The following is a 19,231-nucleotide window of genomic DNA, read 5'->3' as shown; positions in this document are numbered from 1 at the left end:
CCGGATAACAGCGCAGACAACGACGGCGGCGCCCTCCCCTTTCCGGGGCGGACACCGCCGTCACCTTGTTCGGCCAGGTGGAACTAGAGCGCGGCCACAGATCCGCTGAAGTGCTTGCGTCCGGACCGCGAATTCCAGGCGACATAGTCTGAGCGTCCCCACGCCCCGTCAGCGTCCTGGCCGGTGCTGATGCCCAGCGCCACGCGGGCTGGCAGGAATACCGGCGCCTCGAAGGCCACATCCCAGCTGAAGGCATCGCCCTTGGCGGCCCCCACGTCCGCCAGGGCCCGCGACGCCAAATACATGCCATGCGCAATCGACCGTCGCAGGCCCAGGGCCTTGGCCGAGAGGACGCTCAGGTGGATCGGGTTGAAGTCGCCGGACACGGTGGCGTAGGCCCGCCCCGTGTCGACGCCCAGCTGCCACAGCGCGGTCGGATCCGGCGCCGAGAAATCCGCCGCCGCCGAAGCGGCCGTGGATTTGTCGATTCCGGGCAGAAACACGCCCTTCGCGAGGTAACTCGAGACACCGCGCCAGCTCACGGCGTCCTCCCCCGCACGACGCACCTCCGCGACGAGGTCCAGCTGCGTGCCGGACCGGTGCCCCCGCAGGTTCGCCGCCCACGCCTGAATATCCAGCGCCTCGGTGAACCGGAGGGGCGCGGACTGCACCACCCGGTTTTCCAGGTGGATCATCCCCAGCAGCGGCAGCGGGAAATCATCCCGGTTCATCACGCTCATCGCCAGCGGGAACGCCAGCGCATGGATGAAGCCGGCCGGCAGGACATCGCTCGCGGTCTCGCCGATCAGGTGCTGGTACGCCGTGAGGTTTTCCACCGACGCCTTGACGCCGCGGACTTCATGCCGTGCCTCCGGGAGCCCGGCGCCCGCATGGGTGCCGAGAACCCGGCGTCGGGCGGCGGTGGCTGCCGCGTTGACGTAAAGCTTGGACAGCGACGGCATCTCCCCCAGGATGACCGGCTGCGAAAGGCTCATGCCCCCACCAGGTTCTGCCCGCAGACGCGCAGTACCTCGCCGGAGATGCCCCCGGCGGCGTCGCTGGCCAGGAACGCGATGGCCTCGGCGACGTCGCCCGGCCGGCCGCCCTGCTGCAGGGAGTTCAGCCTCCGGGCGATCTCGCGGGTGGCGCAGGGAATCTTCGCGGTCATCTCGGTCTCGATGAAGCCCGGGGCAACGGCGTTGATGGAGCCGCCGTGCGTGCCGATCAGCGGAGCCGTGGCCCGGACCATGCCCATCACGCCGCCCTTGGAGGCGGCATAGTTGGTCTGGCCGCGGTTGCCGGCGATGCCGCTGGTCGAGGCGACGGAGACGATCCGCGGGGAGCTCCGGAAATGCTCAGAGGCCAGCAGGGCCTCGTTGATCCGCAGCTGCGCGGCGATGTTGACCGCAATCACCGAGTTCCAGCGGCTCTGGTCCATGTTGGCGAGCAGCTTGTCCCGGGTGATGCCGGCGTTGTGGATCACGATGTCCAGACGCCCGTGACGTTCCACGGCGTGGTCGATGATCCGCTGCCCGGCGTCCTCGCGGCTGATGTCCAGCTGCAGAGCCGTGCCATGCACCTCGTTGGCCACGGCGGCAAGGTGGTCACCGGCCGCCGGGATATCGACGACGACGAGCGTGGCGCCGTCGCGGTGGAGCGTGCGCGCAATCGCGGCTCCGATTCCGCGCGCGGCTCCGGTCACGACGGCGACTTTCCCCGCGAGCGGCTTCTCGGCGTCGGCCGGCAGCTGCCCTTCGCCGGAGCTGACGGTGAGGAACTGCCCGTCGACGAACGCGGACCGGCCGGAGAGGAAGAACCGGAGCGCTCCGAGGGTGCTGGGGCTGGTGGTGCCGGCGCCGTCGGAGAGCAGGATGCCGTTGGCGGTGGCGCCGGCACGGAGCTCCTTGGCCAGCGAGCGGAGGAGCCCGTCCACTCCCTGGCGGGCTGCCGCGGCCGCCGGGTCCGCACTGGCTGGATTTGCAGCATCCGCCGCCGTGCGGGAGACGGTGATGACGCGGGCGTTGGCTGACAGGTCCCGGAGGGAGGTGGCGGCGGTGAGCACCGGCTTTTCCAGGTCCTCCGGACGGCCCAGTTCATCCAGGACGAGGATGATGGCGCCGAGCTTCTCCTTCGGCACCGCGTGGCGGCGCACATCGAGATTCCAGGACAGGAGCGTCGAGGCCAGCGCGTCGGCGCCGCTGCCGCCACCCTGGACCAGCACGGGCCCGCTGACGAGCGGCTGTCCCGGCTGGTGGCGGCGCAGCACTACCGGCTGGGGCAGCCCGAGTTTCCTGGCAATGTCCCTGCCCGGGCCCTGGCTCACGAATTGGGTGTATTTGTCGGTCATCGGATCCCCCTAGTGTGCTTCAAGAATAGCGACGACGCCCTGGCCGCCGGCGGCGCAGATGGAGATGAGCCCGCGGGCCGGGCGGCCGTCCACGTGGCCCTTGGCGTGGAGCATTTTTGCGAGCGAGGCGACGATCCTTCCGCCGGTGGCCGCGAAGGGGTGGCCCGCCGCGAGGGAGGACCCGTTGATGTTGAGCTTGGACCGGTCGATGCTGCCGAAGGCTCCGTCCAGGCCCAGCCGCGTGCGGCAGAATTCCTCGTCCTCCCACGCGGCCAGGGTGCTCAGCACCGTACCGGCGAAGGCTTCGTGGATCTCGAAGAAGTCGATGTCGTCGAGGCTGAGCCCGTTGCGGGCAAGCAGCCGCGGCACAGCGAAGGCCGGAGCCATCAACAGCCCGTCCTTGCCGTGAACGAAGTCAACCGCGGCCGCCTCGCCGTCGACAACGGTGGCCAGCTTGGGCAGATCATGGGCATCCGCCCAGTCCTCAGCTGCGAGCAGCACCGTGGAGGCGCCATCGGTGAGCGGGGTCGAGTTGCCCGCCGTCATGGTGGCCGCGGCGCCAAGGTTCTTGCCGAAAACGGGCTTGAGGGTGGCCAGTTTCTCGAGGCTGGTGTCGGCCCGCAGGTTGGAGTCCCGGGTGAGGCCGCGGTAGGGGGTGAGCAGGTCATCGAAGAAGCCGGCGTCGTAGGCCGCGGCGAGATTGCGGTGGCTGTTGAAGGCCAGTTCATCCTGCGCATCCCGGGAGATCTTCCACTGCGCCGTGGTGAGCGCCTGGTGTTCCCCCATGGACAGGCCGGTGCGCGGTTCGCCCGTGTTGGGTGCGTCCGGGGTGAGGTCTTTAGGGCGGAGGCGGCTGAGGACCTGCAGCCGCTGCGGCAGCGTCTTGGCCCGGTTCAGGTCCAGGAGAACCTCGCGCAGGCCCTCGCTCACGGCGATGGGTGCGTCCGAGGCGGAGTCGACTCCGCCGGCGATCGCCGAATCGATCTGGCCGAGCTTGATCTTGTTGGCGAGGCCGAGGACCGTTTCCAGCCCGGTGGCGCACGCCTGCTGCAGGTCGTAGGCCGGAGTCTCCGCGGACAGGGCGGAGCCCAACACGGCCTCACGCGTCAGGTTGAAGTCACGGGAGTGCTTGAGCACCGCCCCGGCGGCAACCTCGCCGATGCGTTCGTCCTGCAGGCCGAACCGCGCGATGAGACCGTCCAGGGCCGCGGTCAGCATGTCCTGGTTGGAGGACTTGGTGTAGGCGCCCCCGGTGCGGGCGAAGGGAATGCGGTTGCCACCAACGATGACTGCCTTGCGGAGCCGCGGCCCTGTCGGCGCTTCGGCGCTTGCGGCGGAAGGGGAGGCTGCTGCCGTGACGGCCTCGGGCGTCGCCGGGGCGGTTGATTCCTTTGGTCCGGGTGCGGACTGTCCGTTGACGGACATGGGCTGTCTCCTTTGATCAAAGCGGTTACCGATACCCAGCGTACCTGATACGCTGAGTATCGTGAACATCCCCCAGACAGACCTTCCCGGCGGCAGCGCACCAGGCTCCGGCCCTGCCGGTGTCGGCAGTGTGGACGGCCGCGCCTCGCGCTGGCAGTCGCACCGTGAAGAGCGCCGCCGGGAGCTGATCAAATCAGCCCGGAAGGCCGTGCACAGCCTGGGCAGTGATGCGTCCATGGAAGACATCGCCGCCGCGGCGGGTACCTCCAAGTCCGTGTTCTACCGGTACTTCGGGGACAAGGCCGGGCTCCAGCAGGCCGTGGGCGAAGTGGTGTTGAGCCAGATGCAGCGCCGCATCCAGGAAGCCGCCCAGAGCGCCCAAACACCACGCGAGGGGCTGCTGGCGATGGTGTCCGCGTACCTGCAGATGGCGGAAACCAGCCCCAATGTCTACACCTTCGTCACGCGCTACACCCCCGGGGATGCCACCAGCGGCACCCTCGCCACCGCCGGAGCCCTGGGTCACTTTTTCGCGGCGATCAGCGACATGATCGCCCGGCCCATGCGCAACTACCTCAGCGATTCGGCCGGGCACGAGGCCGTGATCGGATACTGGCCGAACGCGGCGATCGGCCTCGTCCGGAACGCCGGCGAACAATGGCTGGCCAGTCCGGCGTCCCCCACCAAACCCGACCAGGCGGCCATGGCACGCCAGATCACCGATTGGTTGTGCCTCGGCATCGCCCCCGAGCTCCGTGCTGCGGCCGCCCCGGAGCAACGGGACCGGGATTCCGCAGGCCCGGAGTCCGCAGGAACGGGCTAACCCGTTCACTCCACCACCGACTTCAGCACCGACTTCAGCACCGACCTTGTCAGAACCAACGAAGGAATCGACATGACCGAACTAGCCGACCGCCCCGCGGGCTCCCCTACGAACGTCCCTGCCGCGAAGCCGGCCTCCACACGCCCGCCGGCCACGCCCGGCGCGCCGGCAGCGGTGGCCCCCGCCGTCGACGTCGCCGCACTGGGCGAGCTGCTCCTGGGAAAGTGGGCCGACACCCGCCGCACCGCACGGGCGCTCGCAGGCCAGCCTGAACTGCACAAGACGGAGGGGCTGACCCATACCGAGCACCGCCGTCGCACTTTCGGCCAGCTCAAGATTTTGGTGGACAACGGCGCAGTGCACCGCGCCTTCCCCGCGTCCGTCGGCGGCGCCGACGAACACGGCGGCAACGTGGCCGGGTTCCAGGAACTTGTCATCGCCGACCCCTCGCTGCAGATCAAGGCCGGTGTGCAGTGGGGACTGTTCGGCTCCGCCGTGAGCCACCTCGGCACCGAGCAGCACCACCAGAAGTGGCTGCCCGGCATCATGAGCCTGGACATTCCCGGCTGTTTTGCCATGACGGAGACCGGGCACGGCTCGGACGTCGCCAGCATCGCCACCACCGCCACCTACGACCCGGCCACCGAGGAATTCGTGGTGCACACCCCGTTCCGGGCCGCATGGAAGGACTACATCGGCAACGCCGCCATGGACGGCCTCGCCGCCGTCGTCTTCGCCCAGCTGGTGACGCAGGGCGTGAACCACGGCGTCCACGCTTTCTACATGGACCTCCGCGACCCCGGGACGAAGGAATTCCTGCCGGGCATCGGCGGCGAGGACGACGGCGTCAAGGGCGGACTGAACGGCATCGACAACGGCCGGCTGCACTTCACGCACGTCCGGATCCCGCGCACCAACCTGCTGAACCGCTACGGCAACGTCGACGCCGACGGCAGCTACAGCTCCCCCATCGCCAGCCCGGGCCGCCGTTTCTTCACCATGCTCGGCACCCTGGTCCAGGGCCGAGTCTCGCTCGACGGCGCCGCCGTCACCGCGTCGAAGCTCGCCTTGAAGACGGCGATCCAGTACGCCACGGAACGCCGCCAGTTCAACGCCTCCTCGCAGACCGACGAGGAAGTGCTGCTGGACTACCAGCGGCACCAGCGCCGGCTGTTCACCCGCCTGGCCACAACGTACGCCGCGGGTTTCGCCAGCGAACAGCTGCTGCAGAAGTTCGACGACGTTTTCTCCGGCCGGACTGACACCGACGAGGACCGCCAGGACCTGGAAACCCTCGCGGCCGCGCTCAAGCCGCTCAGCACCTGGCACGCGCTCGACACCCTGCAGGAATGCCGCGAAGCCTGCGGCGGCGCCGGCTTCCTGATTGAGAACCGCTTCGCCTCGCTGCGCGCGGACCTCGACGTGTACGCCACCTTCGAAGGGGACAACACGGTCCTGCTGCAGCTGGTCGCCAAGCGGCTGCTGGCCGACTACGCCAAGGAATTCCGCACCGTGAACTTCGGCGTGCTGGCCCGCTACGTGGTCGGCCAGGCCACCGGCGCCGCCATCCACCGGACCGGCCTGCGCGGTGTCGCGCAGTTCATGGCGGATACCGGGTCGGTGCAGAAGGCAGCCATCGCGATCAAGGACGAGGCCAGCCAGCGGGCGCTGCTGACGGACCGGGTGCAGACCATGGTTGCCGACGTCGGCTCGGCACTGAAGGGGGCCAACAAGCTGCCGCAGCAGCAGGGCGCGGCACTGTTCAACAGCCACCAGAACGAACTTATCGAAGCTGCCCAGGCGCACGCCGAGCTGCTGCAGTGGGAAGCCTTTACCGAAGCGCTGGGCAAGGTCACGGACCCGGGCACCAGGAAGGTCCTGACCTGGCTTCGCGACCTCTTCGGGCTGTCCCTGATCGAGGAAAACCTGTCCTGGTACCTGATGAACGGCCGGCTCTCCATGCAGCGCGCCCGGACCGTGGGCGACTACATCAACCGCCTGCTCGTGAAGATCCGCCCGCACGCCCTGGACCTGGTCGACGCCTTCGGGTTCGGCCCCGAACACCTCCGCGCCGAGATCGCCACGGGCGCCGAGCAGCGCCGCCAGGACGAGGCCCGCGAGTACTTCCGCTCGCAGCGCGCCAGCGGCGACGCCCCGGTGGACGAGAAAATCCTGCTGGCCCGCAAGAGCCACGGGAAGGCTTCCGGCGCCTGATCCAGCCTGAGACCACGACGGCGCCGCCCCCTGAACCGGGGCGGCGCCGTCGTTTGCTAATGGAGTTCCAGGGGTCAGGGGTCAGGAACCCTTGGGGAGCACCGAGCGGTAGACCTCGAGGGTGGTTTCCGTGATGGATTCCCAGGAGAAGTGCTCCTCGGCCCGGCGCCGGCCGGCCTGGCCCATGGACCGGGCCCGGGCGGGATCGGACACAACCTCGGTCAGCGCGGCGGCGAATTCGGTGACGAACTTTTCCGGGTCCAGCGGAGTGCCGGTCCCGTCCGTGACCTGCTCGATGTCCACCAGCAGTCCGGTTTCGCCGTGCTGGACAACCTCGGGGATCCCGCCGGTTGCGCTGGCCACGACGGCAGCGCCGCAGGCCATGGCCTCAAGGTTCACGATGCCGAGCGGTTCGTAGATCGAGGGGCAGGCGAACGCTGTGGCGTGGCTGAGGACCTGGATGAGTTCGTTGCGCGGCAGCATCCGCTCCACCAGGATCACGCCGCTGCGCTGGGTCTGCAGCTGCTCGATCAGGCGGGCCGTTTCGGCCGCCAGTTCCGGGGTGTCGGCGGCACCGAGGCACAGCACCAGCTGGACGTCGGCGGGCAGCTTCGCGGCGGCGCGCAGCAGGTACGGCACGCCCTTCTGGCGCGTGTTGCGGCCCACGAAGACGACGCTCGGCCGGGCCGGGTCAATCCCGAGGGCCCGGACGACGTCCTCGCCCTCGTCCCGGTTCCAGAGGCTCACGTCAATGCCGTTGTGCACCACCTTGACCTTGGCCGGGTCCACCTCGGGGTAGCTGCGGAGAATGTCCTGGCGCATGCCCTCGGACACGGCGATGATGGCGGCCGCGGCCTCGTAGGCGGTCTTTTCCACCCAGGAGGACAGGGCGTAGCCGCCGCCGAGCTGCTCGGCCTTCCACGGGCGCAGCGGCTCCAGGCTGTGGGCGCTGAGCACATGCGGAATGTCGTGCAGCAGCGACGCGATGTGCCCGGCCATGTTGGCGTACCAGGTGTGCGAATGCACCAAATCCGCGCCGGCGATGTCCGGAACGATCCGCAGGTCCACCCCGAGGGTCTGCAGCGCGGCGTTCGCCCCGCCGAGATCCTCGGGCACGGCGTAGGACGTGACCGTCGCTCCGTGATACCCGGGTTCACGGGGCGCGCCGAAGGCGCGCACCTGCAGATCCACGTGCTGGGCGAGCACCCTGCTGAGTTCGGCCACGTGGACCCCGGCGCCGCCATAGATTTCGGGCGGGAATTCTTTGGTCACAATGTCTATACGCACAAACCCCAAGGTAGTCGTTACGGTGGAACTGATCTAGTGTGAAGACGTTCGGGCGTGCCGGACTGTTTGGGGAAGTACAAAGGCGTTCAGGAGCGATCACCATGCCGAATAAGAAAGTTTTGGCCATTGTCCTCGCAGGTGGCGAGGGGAACCGGCTCATGCCACTGACGGCGGACCGGGCTAAACCCGGCGTCCCGTTCGCTGGAAGTTACCGGCTTATTGACTTTGCATTATCGAACCTGGTCAATTCCCGCTATCTGCAGATCGTCGTCCTGACGCAGTACAAGTCGCATAGCCTGGACCGCCATATTTCCGAAACCTGGCGGATGTCCACCCAACTGGGCAACTACATCGCGTCGGTCCCCGCGCAGCAGCGCGTGGGTAAGAGCTGGTTCCTCGGCAGCGCCAACGCCATCTACCAGTCGCTGAACCTCATCCACGACGCCAACCCGGACATCGTCGTCGTCGTGGGCGCAGACCACGTCTACCGGATGGATTTCGCCCAGATGGTGGACCAGCACGTCGCCAGCGGCGCCAAGGCCACCGTCGCGGCCGTCCGCCAGCCGCTGCACATGGCGGACCAGTTCGGTGTGATCGAAGTGGACCATAACAACCCGGAGAAGATCGCGGCCTTTGTCGAGAAGCCGTCCTCCACCCCGGGGCTGGCCGCCGACCCCACCCAGTTCCTTGCCTCCATGGGCAACTACGTTTTCGACGCCGACGCCCTCGTCGAGGCCCTGCATGTCGATGCCGAACGCCTGGACACCAAGCACGACATGGGCGGGGATATCATTCCGTACTTCGTCGACAAGGGCGAGGCCGGCGTCTACGACTTCACCCTCAACGAGATCCCCGGCTCCACCGAACGCGACCGCACTTACTGGCGCGACGTCGGCACCATCGATTCCTTTTACGACGCACACATGGACCTCATCTCCCCCGTGCCGGTGTTCAACCTCTACAACTCGGAATGGCCCATCTACACGCGGCAGAGCATCTCCCCGCCGGCCAAGTTCGTCCGCGGCCAGAAAAACACGGTCGGCACCGCCCTGGATTCGATCGTTGCCAGCGGCACCGTGATCTCCGGCGGCATTGTGGAAGGCTCCGTGCTGTCCAACGACGTCTACGTCGGCACGTCCAGCCGGGTGCTCGACTCCGTGCTGATGGACAAGGTCAACATCGGTGAAGGCGCCGTCGTCAAGCGGGCCATCATCGACAAGAACGTCAAGGTCCCGGCGGGCGCCGCGATCGGCCTCGACCACGAACTGGACCGGGCGCGCGGCTTCAAGGTCACCGACTCGGGCATCACCGTCCTGTCCAAGGGACAGCTCGTCCCGGAACCCGGCGAGCAGGAGCGCGCTTTGTCGGCCGCCAACCTCATTCTGGTGCCGAATGCGGTCAAGGCCGCCACGGAGCACTGGCCCGCGCTGCGGGAATCCGTGGACAAGGTCGCGGAAGTCCAGGCGGCCGCCGTCGGCGTCTCTGCTCCGCGGTCCGGCAACACCCCCTGAGGCTGACCAGCAGCGGGAGCCCGGCCCCGGCGTCGGGCCGGGCTTCCCGCAGGCTGTAAAATTGGGGCAATGAGCTCTCCCGATCTGCCCTCCGATCTGACCCCCGAGGAAATCCAGGCCTGCCTGAAGGTCCTGAACAGCATCCACGTCTACGACGAGGAGCACCCGGACTACGTTTCGGTACGCCGTGCCACCGGCAAGATGTTCAAGGCCGTCAAGCGCCACCGCCGGGTCAGCAAGCGGGATCTGATCGCCGAAGCAGACCGTGCCGTGATCGCCCAGACGGCGACGGCGGCCCCGGACCGGATCGACGACGAAACCCGCGGCAACAAGCTCGCCCCCTCCACGACGGGGAGCATCGCCGGGCACCTGATCAAGTCCAGGCCCTGCTACATCTGCAAGCAGCACTTCACCCAGGTGGATGCGTTTTACCACCAGCTGTGCCCGGAATGCGCCGCGTTCAGCCACAGCAAGCGCGACGCCCGGACGGACCTGAGCGGCCGCCGTGCCCTCCTGACCGGCGGCCGGGCCAAGATCGGCATGTACATCGCGTTGCGGCTGCTGCGCGACGGCGCCCACACCACCATCACCACCCGCTTCCCCAAGGACGCCGCACGGCGCTTCGCCGCGATGGAAGACAGCGGCGAGTGGCTGCACCGGCTGCGGATCGTCGGCATTGACCTGCGCGACCCCTCGCAGGTGATGGCACTGACAGACTCCCTGGACGCCGCGGGCCCGCTCGACATCATCATCAACAACGCCGCCCAGACCGTGCGCCGCACCGGCAACGCCTACAAGCCGCTGGTCGACGCCGAGGACGAACCGCTTCCCGCGGCCCTCCAGGCGGCCAACGGCGGCCCGGAACTCGTAACCTTCGGCCATGCCCACGACAAGCACCCGCTGGCCCTGGCGAGCACCGTCCTGGAGCACCCGGTGCTGGCCGGGGACGCGATCACCTCACTGGCGCTGTCCACCGGTTCCGCCTCGCTGGAACGCATCGCCTCCGGCACCGCGATCGACGCCGGCGGCCTGGTCCCCGACCTGGGCAGCATCAACAGCTGGACCCAGGTGGTGGACGAGGTGGATCCCCTCGAAATGCTCGAGGTCCAGCTGTGCAACGTCACCGCGCCGTTCCTGCTGGTCAGCCGGCTCCGCGGGGCGATGAAGCGCTCCACTGCGCGGCGTAAGTACATCGTGAACGTCAGTGCCATGGAAGGCCAGTTTTCCCGCGCCTACAAGGGCCCCGGCCACCCGCACACCAATATGGCCAAAGCGGCGCTGAACATGATGACCCGGACCAGCGCCCAGGAGATGTTGGACGCGGACGGCATCCTGATGACCGCCGTGGACACCGGCTGGATCACCGATGAGCGCCCGCACTACACCAAGGTGCGTCTGATGGAGGAGGGCTTCCACGCTCCCCTGGACCTCGTCGACGGGGCCGCCCGGGTGTACGACCCGATAGTCATGGGCGAGTCGGGCGAGGACCAGTTCGGCGTCTTCCTGAAGGACTACAAACCGAGCCCCTGGTAACCACCCGGTCTATAGCAGAGCCGGCCAGTGGGGGCTACGGGCCTTATGGCCCTAATGGGGCCCCGGCACAGTACGTAACGTGGGTCCACATGAACACAGAGACGACGCCTGCGCCCGATTACGGATTGTCCATGGACCAGTGCTGGGTGCTGCTGGACACCGAAGTCGTGGGTCGGATCGCCCTGATTGTGGACGGGCATCCGGAGATCTTTCCGGTGAACTTCGCGCTCGAGCGGCGCTCGATCGTGTTCCGCACCGCCGGGGGCACCAAACTGTGGGCAGCAATGACGGCCAAGCCCATCGCGTTCGAAATCGATGGCTACGACTCCCATGAACAGCAGGCCTGGAGCGTGGTTGCCCGCGGTGAGGCTGAACTGATCGAAAGCCAGCAGGAGAAGGAATCCGTCGACGCCCGGTTGCTTGAGCCGTGGCAGCCGGGAGATAAGGACTACTACGTGCGGCTCTCGCCGAAGGCCCTGACCGGGCGCCGGTTCAAGGTCAACAGGCCGGACCTGTGGAGCACGCGGCTCGCCGACCCCCGCCGGAGTTCCTTCGAATAGGGCCCCGGTCGATCAGGTCCCTATCAAGAGGACCCGATCAGCCCCGGCCCCAGCCTGAGCGGATGGACCGGAGCGGGGGCGCCTACTTGGCTGCCTTGACCTCCGGGGCATGGACGACGAGGACGGGGCAGTGGGCATGGGCCACCAGGGCGGAGCTCACGGACCCGATCAGCATCCCTCCGAAGCCGCCGTGTCCGCGGCGCCCCACCACCACCAGGTCGGCGTCCCGGCTGGCCTCAATCAGGGTGTGCCGGGGGTGTCCCTGCACGAGGCGTGGCTCGACGTTGGCCGGGGTGTCGGCCCCGAAGGCCTTCTCCACCGTCTCCTGCAGGATTTCCCCGGCACGGACGTCGAAGTCGTCGATTCCCATTGCGACGTAACCGTCGTAGACCGGAGGGACATCCCAGCTGGCCAGCGCCACCAGCCGCGCCGACAGTGGCACGGCGAGGCTCTGGGCCTGGAGCAGCGCCTCTACCGACGCATCGGAACCATCAACCCCCACCACAATGGTCCGGATGTCCCTGGCTTCGGTCATGGCAGATCCCTTCGTCATACAGTTCTCGCGTCCAGCCTATAGTGCCGGGCCGGGCGGGGATCCAGCTAGGGCCGAAGGTCATCGGGGACGGCACGCCGGCCCGCTCCCGGCGGGACCAAGGACCCTTGCCGGGGCTCGGACCACGGAGAAGAATTGCAGTTGCCGGGGACGGGAAACAGCTCCCGGAGTGGACAATGTAACAACCGGGACCAGGTGGCGCCGGCGACGACGGCACCTGATTCAGCAACAATCGATCACAAGGCACGACCCGCAGACGCGATCTGCGAAAATCAGGCTGGGGAGCACCGCACCATTCATGGCAGCGCAAGCCGCCGGACAGGAGAATCATGATTGCCTGGGCAGACGCAGGTCTCACTGCACCCGACGGGGCGCCGGCCGTCATTCGGGTTTTCATCCTGGATGACCACGAACTCGTCAGGCGCGGGCTTCAGGAGCTCCTCGAGGGTGAGGGCTTCCAAGTGGTGGGGAGTTCGGGTTCCGCCGTCGAGGCGACCCGCCGCATTCCAGCCCTCCATCCGGACGTCAGTGTCCTCGATGCCCGGCTTCCGGACGGAACCGGGATTGAGGTCTGCCGCGACGTGCGCTCGGTTGACCCGTCGCTGAACTGCATCATCCTGACCAGTTTCGATGACGAGCAGGCCCTGCGCGGCGCAGTACTGGCGGGCGCGAGCGGCTATGTGCTCAAGGAAATCGGCGGCACCGACCTGATCGGGGCACTGCGACGGGCAGCCACCGGTGAGTCGCTCTTCGCGGAGGGCGTCGCCGCCGGCATCGTTGAGAGCCTTGTCGAGGCCGAAGAGGTGGATCCCAGGACGTCCTCCCTCACACCGCAGGAGCGCCGGGTGCTGGAGTTGGTGGGTGGCGGGCTGACGAACCGCCAGATTGCTGCGGAAATGTTCCTCGCGGAGAAGACTGTGAAGAACTACGTGTCGTCGCTGCTGGCCAAGCTGGGCTTCGAACGCCGGACCCAGGCCGCGGTGTTCATTGCCGGGCCGTCCTCACCCGTACCGCCCGGTGGCCATGCAGAACCCAGCCGCCCGCACGGCGTCCGCTAGCTGAAGCCGGCACGGGCACGCCAACGGCACGGTCTGCCAAACAGCACCGCCTGCTGCTAGAGCGGCACTGACCACTCAAGGCTCGTGCCGGCGTCCGGCGCGCTGGTGATAGTGCATTCGCCGTCCAGCATCCGGGCACGGTCCTCCAGGTTGGCGAGTCCCCGGCGTTTTCCGGGTTCAGCGAAGCCGGCTCCATTGTCCGTGATGACCACCGTCACCCGGCCCTTGACCACACCGACCGAAACGGAGATGGTGTCCGCGCCGGAATGCCTGATGGCGTTGCTGAGCCCCTCCGACACCACGGCCACGACATTGTCCGCCTTGTCCGGCGTGACGGCGTCCACCGGGCCCGTGATGATCAGGCGGGGTGTGAAGGGCATGGATTTCGCCGAGCTGCGGGTCACCCGCCGGATCCGTCCGCTCAGCAGTTCCGTTTCGCCGATGCTGCTCTTGAGCGAGTAGATCGTGTCCCGCAGGCTCCTGATCGCCTCGTCGAGTTCGGCGGTGATGTTGCGGATCCGTTCGGTGGCGAGCTCATCCTTGGTAAAACGGGTCAGGCTCTGGACACTGAGGCCGGCCGCGAACAGCCGCTGGATCACGAGGTCGTGCAGGTCGCGGGCGATCCGGTCGCGGTCGGTGAAGACCAGCAGCTCCTCGCGGAGCCGGTGAACGCGGGCGAGTTCGAGGGCGAGGGCGACATGGGAGCCGAAGACGGCACCCATCTCGATGTCCGTGCGGGCGTAGCGCAACTCGTCGGGGTCCCGGATCAGCAGCAGGAGGCCGTGGTGCGCCCCCTGGGTGCTTAGCGCCACCGCCAGCAGCGGGCCGGTGATCCCGCCGTCGATCTCGCCGAAGAGGGCTGAGGCGTCGTCGAGCACAACGGGTTCGCCGCCGTCGAGGACACTTTCCAGCAGCGGTGAATCGAGCCTGAGCCTACGGCCGGAGAACTGTGGACTGCGCTTTCCGGCGACTCCGGCGACGATATGGCCGCGGCCGTCAGCGGCGGGTGCCACCAGCAGGGCCAACTGGGAGCCCGACTCCTGTAAAGCCCGGCTTGCGATGGGATCCAGTCCGCCGGCGGTGTAGTCGCGGTCGCTGCTGAGCATGAGCCCTGAGACATCCATACAGGCTTCCAGCCAACGGGCCCGGCGCCGGGCGTCGTCGTAGAGCCGGGCATTCTCAATGGCGACACCCGCAGCGGCCGCCAGGGCCACGGCAAGGCCCTCGTCCTCGGCCGTGAAGTCACTGCCGTCTTCTTTTTCCGTCAGATAGAGATTCCCGAACACCACGTCCCGGACCCGCACCGGAACACCGAGGAAGGACTTCATGGGGGGATGGTTCGACGGGAAGCCGTACGATTCCGGATGTGTATGCAGGTCATGAAGCCGAAGCGGGCGGGGGTCGGATATCAGGAGGCCCAGGACCCCGTGGCCGGTGGGCAGCGGCCCGATCTGGTGGGCCATTTCCTGGTCGATGCCGACCGTAATGAAGTGACTGAGCGCGCGGTCGTCGCCGATGACGCCCAGGGCGCCATACCGGGCATGAAGCAGGCGGCAGGCGGACTGCACCACGCGTTCCAGAACAGCATCGAGGCTGAGGTCCTCGGCAACGGCGACGACAGCCTCCAGCAGCCCGGCCATCCGCTCCTGGGACTGGAGCAATTCCTCGGCCCTGGAAACGAAGCCCCTGAGGACGCCGTCGATCATGGGCTGTGGCTCAGTGGCGGTCTGATCCGGTCGTTCCCCCATTGAATGCATGCTCATGGCCCCAATTCGATACAACGAACGCAACAATCGTCCGCGCTGACGATAGTGCTGCCAGACTACCCCGAAGCGTGCGCAAAGACCCTAGACGGACGACGATGTTGCTTCGGATTGTGACCTTTTCCCCTACCCCCTTGGCGCTTGCCTGGCGTAGGCTCGCCGCCATGAGTACTGATCCGAAGCCGGGAAAAAACCAGCAGGCACACGAAGTTGAGAACCTTGACCACCACGAATGTTGGCGTCTGTTACGCGGTGTCACCGTGGGCAGGCTCGCGGTCTGGGTGGACGACCATCCCGACATATTCCCGATCAATTACAAGGTGGACCACGGCACCTTGGTGTTCCGCACGGCGGACGGCACCAAGCTCCAGGCCGCTACGAGCGACACGCCGGTGGCGGTGGAGGCCGACGGCGTGGACGCCGACAGCGGCATCGCCTGGAGTGTGGTGATCAAGGGACAGGCCGCACCGGTGCAGAACCAGCAGGAGGTCCTGGACACCGTGGGGCTGTTGCTGTTCCCCTGGCAGGCCGGCAAGAAGGAACACTTCGTCAGGATCACTCCGGACACCGTGACAGGCCGCCGGTTCAAGGTGGTCCCGCCGCTGACCTGGTGGACGCCGCTGGATGACGCCACCCGTTCCGGACTCGAATAACCCGATGCTCTATCAGACAACGCGGTTCTGAAGCCTCAGAACCGCTGCAAGTGGTAGCGCATCGGGGAATCAGGCCAGGCGGGTTATCTCCACGCTCACGCTGAGTGCGGAGCCGCCGCCGCCGGACAGGATTCCTTTGAGCGGGGGCACGTCGCGGTAGTCGCGGCCCCTCGCCACGGTCACGTGGAAGTCGCCGGCCGGCTTGTGATTGGTGGGGTCCCAGCTACGCCATTCGCCGTCCCACCATTCCAGCCAGGCGTGCGACTGCCCGGCGACCGTCTCGCCGAGTTCCGCCGTCGAGCGCGGGTGCAGGTAGCCGGAGACGTACCGGGCGGGGATGCCACGGCTGCGCAGCGCGCCGATGGCGAGGTGTGCCAGGTCCTGGCAGACGCCCTGGCGCTGGTTCCAGGCCTCCTCGGCGTTCGTGGTGACGCCGGTGGAGCCCTTCATGTAGGTCATTTCCCCGCGCATCCATTGAAAGACCGCCATGGCGGCCTCGTGCGGATTGCGGCCTTCGACGACGCCGGGAACGATCCCGAGCACCTCGGCACCCGGACCGGTGAGCTGCGACTGCGGAATCCAGTCGCTGAACTTGTTGAGGGTCTCCGGGGACTCGAGGTCGTCCCAGCCCAGGATGTCCGCCTCCGCCGGGATCCTCTCCGACCGGTGCACCTCCACGGTGGTGGTGGACAGGACCTCGAGGTACTCGTGCGGCATCTGCATGTCAAAGCCCGTGACGCGTGTGCCCCAGTAGTCGCGGTAGCTGCTCAGGGCGGCCTGTGACGGAGAAACCTTCAGGGAGGACTCCAGCACCACCTGCTGGGGATCCGTCAGCGGGGTCATGCGGGCCTCGTTGTAGGAGAGCGTGACGCGCTTGTTGTACTTGTACGCCGTCTTGTGGATGATGCTCAGCCGGGTCATGAAACTTCTCCCACCCAGGCCAGTTCGTCTGCCTGATTGAAGTACTTACGGGAAATGGCGTCCGAGGCCTGTGAGACGGCCTTTTGCACGCGCTCCATGTGTTCCGGCAGTTCAGACATGAGGTCATCGGTGCGGTGGAACTCGAGGAAGGTGCGGGCCTGGCCCACGATCCGGCGGGCGTCGTTGATGAAGCCAACGCGCTGGGCCGAGGGGTCCAGCATGGCGAGGCACTCGTCGGCGTCGCGCAGCGCATACACGATGGACCGCGGGAACAGCCGGTCCAGCAACAGGAACTCGGCGGCGTGCTGGTCGCCGAAGGCCGCTCGGCGGGTCCGCAGGAAGGATTCGTAGGCGCCGGCGCAGCGGAGCATGTTCACCCACGACATCCCCGCGGAGAGGACGTCCCGGGTGGAAAGCATCCGGGCCGTCATGTCGGCGCGTTCCAGCGAGCGGCCCAGGACCAGGAACTGCCAGCTCTCGTCGTGGCTCACCGTGGTGTCCGCGAGCCCGCTGACCATGGCCGTGCGTTCCAGCACCCAGTTGCAGAAGCGGTAGGTGCCGACGACGTCCTTGCGGTGCTGGTTGAGGCCGTAGTACGTGGTGTTCAGGCTCTCCCAGAGCCCGGACGACACGGTTTCCCGGGCGCGCCGGGCGTTCTCCCGCGCCGCGCCAAGGGAACCCGCAATGGACGTGGCACTCTGCTTGTCGTAAGCCAGCGCATTCAGCAGTTCGGGAAGACCGAATTCCTCGCTCTGCGCCCGGGCGCCCATGACGGCGAGGAGCTCCTGCGCCACGCTGCGCTGTTCCTCCATCGGCAGGTGGTTAAGCCGCTCCAGGTGGACGTCGAGGATCCGGGCAGTGCCGTCAGCCCGTTCCACATAGCGGCCGATCCAAAACAGTGATTCGGCGATACGGCTAAGCATTCGCGGTTACCTCCAGCGCAACGGAAATCTGAAAAGAGTAGGTCGGCGGAACGATGATTGACACGGGGCCGCGGCTCATTGCTGCTGCTCCTTCTGGCTGTCGCGCCAGTTGCTTTCGACGGGCCAGACCGAGACCCGTTCGCGGACCGTGATGGCCGCCCGCGGCAGGGTCTCCACCGGTACCTCCGGGGAGTCAGCGAGCACCCAGGTGTCCTTGGAGCCGCCGCCCTGGCTGGAGTTGACGATCAGTGAGCCTTCCTTGAGCGCCACCCGGGTCAGGCCGCCGGGCAGGACCCAGACGTCGTCGCCGTCGTTGACAGCGAAGGGGCGCAAATCCACGTGCCGGGGGCCGAACTTGTCGCCGCTGAGCGTGGGCACCGTGGACAGCTGCAGGACCGGCTGCGCGATCCAGCCGCGGGGGTCCGCGATGACGCGCTTGCGCAGCGCCTCGAGCTCGTCCTTGGACGCATCCGGGCCGATCACCAGGCCCTTGCCGCCGGAACCATCCACTGGTTTGACCACCAGTTCGTCGAGGCGGTCCAGGACCTCTTCCCGGGCCTCCTTTTCTTCCAGCCGGAAGGTGTCCACGTTGGCGATCACGGGTTCTTCGTTGAGGTAGTAGCGGATCAGGTCCGGGACATAGCTGTAGACCAGCTTGTCGTCGGCGACGCCGTTGCCCACAGCGTTCGCGATGGTGACGCCGCCGGCGCGGGCCGCGTTGACCAGGCCCGGGCAGCCGAGCATGGAATCGGCGCGGAACTGCAACGGGTCCAGGAACTCGTCGTCGATGCGCTTGTAAATCACGTCCACGCGCTGTTCCCCGGCGGTGGTGCGCATATAGACGCGGTTTCCGCGGCAGATGAGGTCGCGCCCTTCGACGAGTTCTACGCCCATCAGGCCGGCGAGCAGGGTGTGCTCGAAGTAGGCGCTGTTGAAGACGCCGGGGGTCAGGACCACCACGGTGGGATCGTCGACGCCGGACGGTGCCGTCTTGCGCAGGGCGGACAGCAGCCGGCGGGGATACTCTTCGACCGGCCGGATGAGCTGCTGGCCGAAGGCCTCGGGCAGGCCTTTGGCCATCGCGCGGCGGTTCTCCAGGACGTAGCTGACACCGGAGGGGACACGGACGTTGTCCTCGAGGACACGGAAGGTTCCGGCAGCGTCGCGGACGACGTCGATTCCGGAGATATGGACGCGGACGCCTCCGGCCGGCTCGAAGCCGTGCACCTGGCGGTGGAAGTGGGCGCTCGTCGTGACGAGCTGGCGCGGGATGACGCCGTCGGCCACCACGGTCATCTTGTCGTAGACGTCGTTGAGGAACGCCTCCAGGGCCCGCACGCGCTGCGCCACGCCCTTCTCCAGCACGGTCCACTCGTCGGCCGGGATGACCCGGGGCACGATGTCGAGCGGGAAGGGCCGCTCCTCCCCCGCGAAGTCGAAGGTGACACCGCGGTCCAGGAAGGTCCGGGCCATGGAATCGGCGCGCGCGGTGACATCAGCCAGCGAGAGTTCACGCAGGGCATCGGCAACCTGCCCGTAGGACTTCCGGGGCTCCTGCCCGGGCGTAAACATCTCGTCGTAGGCGCCGGAACGTTCGGCGGCCACTGAGTAATCCTGGAATAGGTCAGACATGTCACTAGACAATCACCTTTTTGTTGCG

16 protein-coding genes are annotated in these 19,231 nt (G+C 67.4%); 7 read left to right on the top strand and 9 right to left on the bottom strand.

Annotation, left to right across the window (positions count from 1 at the left end; translation table 11 throughout):
- Positions 1-83 precede the first annotated feature (83 nt).
- From AC50YC_RS04120 to AC50YC_RS04110, 3 genes are read right to left on the bottom strand one after another with little or no spacing between them, the layout of a single operon-like run.
- On the bottom strand, positions 84-995 hold the full coding sequence (locus AC50YC_RS04120; RefSeq protein ID WP_494952324.1) for a MaoC family dehydratase: 912 nt from the start codon (positions 993-995) through the stop codon (positions 84-86).
- Positions 992-2,347 (bottom strand): 3-oxoacyl-ACP reductase, encoded by a 1,356-nt coding sequence (locus AC50YC_RS04115; protein ID WP_494952323.1) that lies wholly within the window; start codon positions 2,345-2,347, stop codon positions 992-994. Before AC50YC_RS04115 ends, AC50YC_RS04120 begins: the two co-directional genes overlap by 4 nt.
- 9 nt (positions 2,348-2,356) lie before the next feature.
- Positions 2,357-3,772, bottom strand: a complete 1,416-nt coding sequence (locus tag AC50YC_RS04110; protein ID WP_494952322.1) for an acetyl-CoA C-acetyltransferase — start codon at positions 3,770-3,772, stop codon at positions 2,357-2,359.
- 67 nt (positions 3,773-3,839) lie between these two features.
- On the opposite strand from AC50YC_RS04110, the gene AC50YC_RS04105 reads away from it, so the two are divergent.
- Both AC50YC_RS04105 and AC50YC_RS04100 read left to right on the top strand, forming a co-directional pair.
- The gene (locus AC50YC_RS04105) at positions 3,840-4,595 is read left to right on the top strand and encodes a TetR/AcrR family transcriptional regulator (RefSeq protein WP_494952491.1); all 756 of its coding nucleotides are present in this window, start codon (positions 3,840-3,842) and stop codon (positions 4,593-4,595) included.
- Between the two features lie 72 nt (positions 4,596-4,667).
- Entirely contained in the window at positions 4,668-6,809 is a 2,142-nt protein-coding gene (locus AC50YC_RS04100; RefSeq protein ID WP_494952321.1) for an acyl-CoA dehydrogenase family protein, read from the top strand.
- Positions 6,810-6,890: 81 nt separating this feature from the next.
- Here AC50YC_RS04100 and glgA read toward each other — a convergent pair whose 3' ends face one another.
- Entirely contained in the window at positions 6,891-8,096 is a 1,206-nt protein-coding gene (gene glgA, locus AC50YC_RS04095) for a glycogen synthase (protein WP_494952320.1), read from the bottom strand.
- 95 nt (positions 8,097-8,191) lie between these two features.
- Between glgA and glgC the strand changes: the two genes are divergently transcribed.
- From glgC to AC50YC_RS04080, 3 genes are all read left to right on the top strand, one after another.
- Positions 8,192-9,607, top strand: a complete 1,416-nt coding sequence (gene glgC / locus AC50YC_RS04090; RefSeq protein WP_494952490.1) for a glucose-1-phosphate adenylyltransferase — start codon at positions 8,192-8,194, stop codon at positions 9,605-9,607.
- Positions 9,608-9,676: 69 nt separating this feature from the next.
- Entirely contained in the window at positions 9,677-11,140 is a 1,464-nt protein-coding gene (locus AC50YC_RS04085; RefSeq protein ID WP_494952319.1) for an SDR family NAD(P)-dependent oxidoreductase, read from the top strand.
- 89 nt (positions 11,141-11,229) lie between these two features.
- Positions 11,230-11,700, top strand: a complete 471-nt coding sequence (locus tag AC50YC_RS04080) for a pyridoxamine 5'-phosphate oxidase family protein (protein WP_494952318.1) — start codon at positions 11,230-11,232, stop codon at positions 11,698-11,700.
- A gap of 82 nt (positions 11,701-11,782) precedes the next feature.
- Here the strand turns inward: AC50YC_RS04080 and AC50YC_RS04075 are convergent, their stop codons facing one another.
- A complete protein-coding gene (locus AC50YC_RS04075; protein ID WP_494952317.1) occupies positions 11,783-12,235 on the bottom strand; it encodes a universal stress protein in 453 nt (150 codons plus the stop codon).
- 347 nt (positions 12,236-12,582) lie between these two features.
- Between AC50YC_RS04075 and AC50YC_RS04070 the strand changes: the two genes are divergently transcribed.
- Complete coding sequence (locus AC50YC_RS04070) at positions 12,583-13,311, top strand: response regulator (protein WP_494952316.1); 729 nt, start codon at positions 12,583-12,585, stop codon at positions 13,309-13,311.
- Between the two features lie 56 nt (positions 13,312-13,367).
- On the opposite strand, the gene AC50YC_RS04065 is transcribed toward AC50YC_RS04070, so the two are convergent.
- Positions 13,368-15,059 (bottom strand): sensor histidine kinase, encoded by a 1,692-nt coding sequence (locus AC50YC_RS04065; protein ID WP_494952489.1) that lies wholly within the window; start codon positions 15,057-15,059, stop codon positions 13,368-13,370.
- Between the two features lie 179 nt (positions 15,060-15,238).
- Between AC50YC_RS04065 and AC50YC_RS04060 the strand changes: the two genes are divergently transcribed.
- Positions 15,239-15,727: a pyridoxamine 5'-phosphate oxidase family protein gene (locus AC50YC_RS04060; RefSeq protein WP_354170594.1), complete on the top strand. Its 489-nt coding sequence runs from the start codon at positions 15,239-15,241 to the stop codon at positions 15,725-15,727.
- Positions 15,728-15,796: 69 nt separating this feature from the next.
- Here AC50YC_RS04060 and AC50YC_RS04055 read toward each other — a convergent pair whose 3' ends face one another.
- The 3 genes from AC50YC_RS04055 to AC50YC_RS04045 all read right to left on the bottom strand — a co-directional run bounded on the left by AC50YC_RS04055 (position 15,797) and on the right by AC50YC_RS04045 (position 19,203).
- On the bottom strand, positions 15,797-16,648 hold the full coding sequence (locus AC50YC_RS04055) for a transglutaminase family protein (RefSeq protein ID WP_494952315.1): 852 nt from the start codon (positions 16,646-16,648) through the stop codon (positions 15,797-15,799).
- Positions 16,645-17,571, bottom strand: a complete 927-nt coding sequence (locus tag AC50YC_RS04050) for an alpha-E domain-containing protein (RefSeq protein WP_301230777.1) — start codon at positions 17,569-17,571, stop codon at positions 16,645-16,647. The genes AC50YC_RS04055 and AC50YC_RS04050 overlap by 4 nt, the downstream gene beginning before the upstream one ends.
- Before the next feature lie 75 nt (positions 17,572-17,646).
- Positions 17,647-19,203: a circularly permuted type 2 ATP-grasp protein gene (locus AC50YC_RS04045; RefSeq protein WP_494952314.1), complete on the bottom strand. Its 1,557-nt coding sequence runs from the start codon at positions 19,201-19,203 to the stop codon at positions 17,647-17,649.
- Between the last annotated feature and the right edge of the window lie 28 nt (positions 19,204-19,231).

Source organism: Pseudarthrobacter sp. MDT1-56, from assembly GCF_059383555.1.
The sequence above is the reverse complement of the archived record's forward strand: the minus strand, read 5'-3'. Positions and strand labels throughout refer to the sequence as shown.

Coding starts and splice junctions, on each gene's coding strand:
- AC50YC_RS04065 (WP_494952489.1), bottom strand. CDS start 15,059: ATGGGGGAACGACCGGATCAGACCGCCACTGAGCCACAGCCCATGATC.
- AC50YC_RS04070 (WP_494952316.1), top strand. CDS start 12,583: ATGATTGCCTGGGCAGACGCAGGTCTCACTGCACCCGACGGGGCGCCG.
- AC50YC_RS04120 (WP_494952324.1), bottom strand. CDS start 995: ATGAGCCTTTCGCAGCCGGTCATCCTGGGGGAGATGCCGTCGCTGTCC.
- AC50YC_RS04045 (WP_494952314.1), bottom strand. CDS start 19,203: ATGTCTGACCTATTCCAGGATTACTCAGTGGCCGCCGAACGTTCCGGC.
- AC50YC_RS04060 (WP_354170594.1), top strand. CDS start 15,239: ATGAGTACTGATCCGAAGCCGGGAAAAAACCAGCAGGCACACGAAGTT.
- AC50YC_RS04085 (WP_494952319.1), top strand. CDS start 9,677: ATGAGCTCTCCCGATCTGCCCTCCGATCTGACCCCCGAGGAAATCCAG.
- AC50YC_RS04100 (WP_494952321.1), top strand. CDS start 4,668: ATGACCGAACTAGCCGACCGCCCCGCGGGCTCCCCTACGAACGTCCCT.
- AC50YC_RS04050 (WP_301230777.1), bottom strand. CDS start 17,571: ATGCTTAGCCGTATCGCCGAATCACTGTTTTGGATCGGCCGCTATGTG.
- AC50YC_RS04055 (WP_494952315.1), bottom strand. CDS start 16,648: ATGACCCGGCTGAGCATCATCCACAAGACGGCGTACAAGTACAACAAG.
- AC50YC_RS04110 (WP_494952322.1), bottom strand. CDS start 3,772: ATGTCCGTCAACGGACAGTCCGCACCCGGACCAAAGGAATCAACCGCC.
- AC50YC_RS04075 (WP_494952317.1), bottom strand. CDS start 12,235: ATGACCGAAGCCAGGGACATCCGGACCATTGTGGTGGGGGTTGATGGT.
- AC50YC_RS04080 (WP_494952318.1), top strand. CDS start 11,230: ATGAACACAGAGACGACGCCTGCGCCCGATTACGGATTGTCCATGGAC.
- AC50YC_RS04115 (WP_494952323.1), bottom strand. CDS start 2,347: ATGACCGACAAATACACCCAATTCGTGAGCCAGGGCCCGGGCAGGGAC.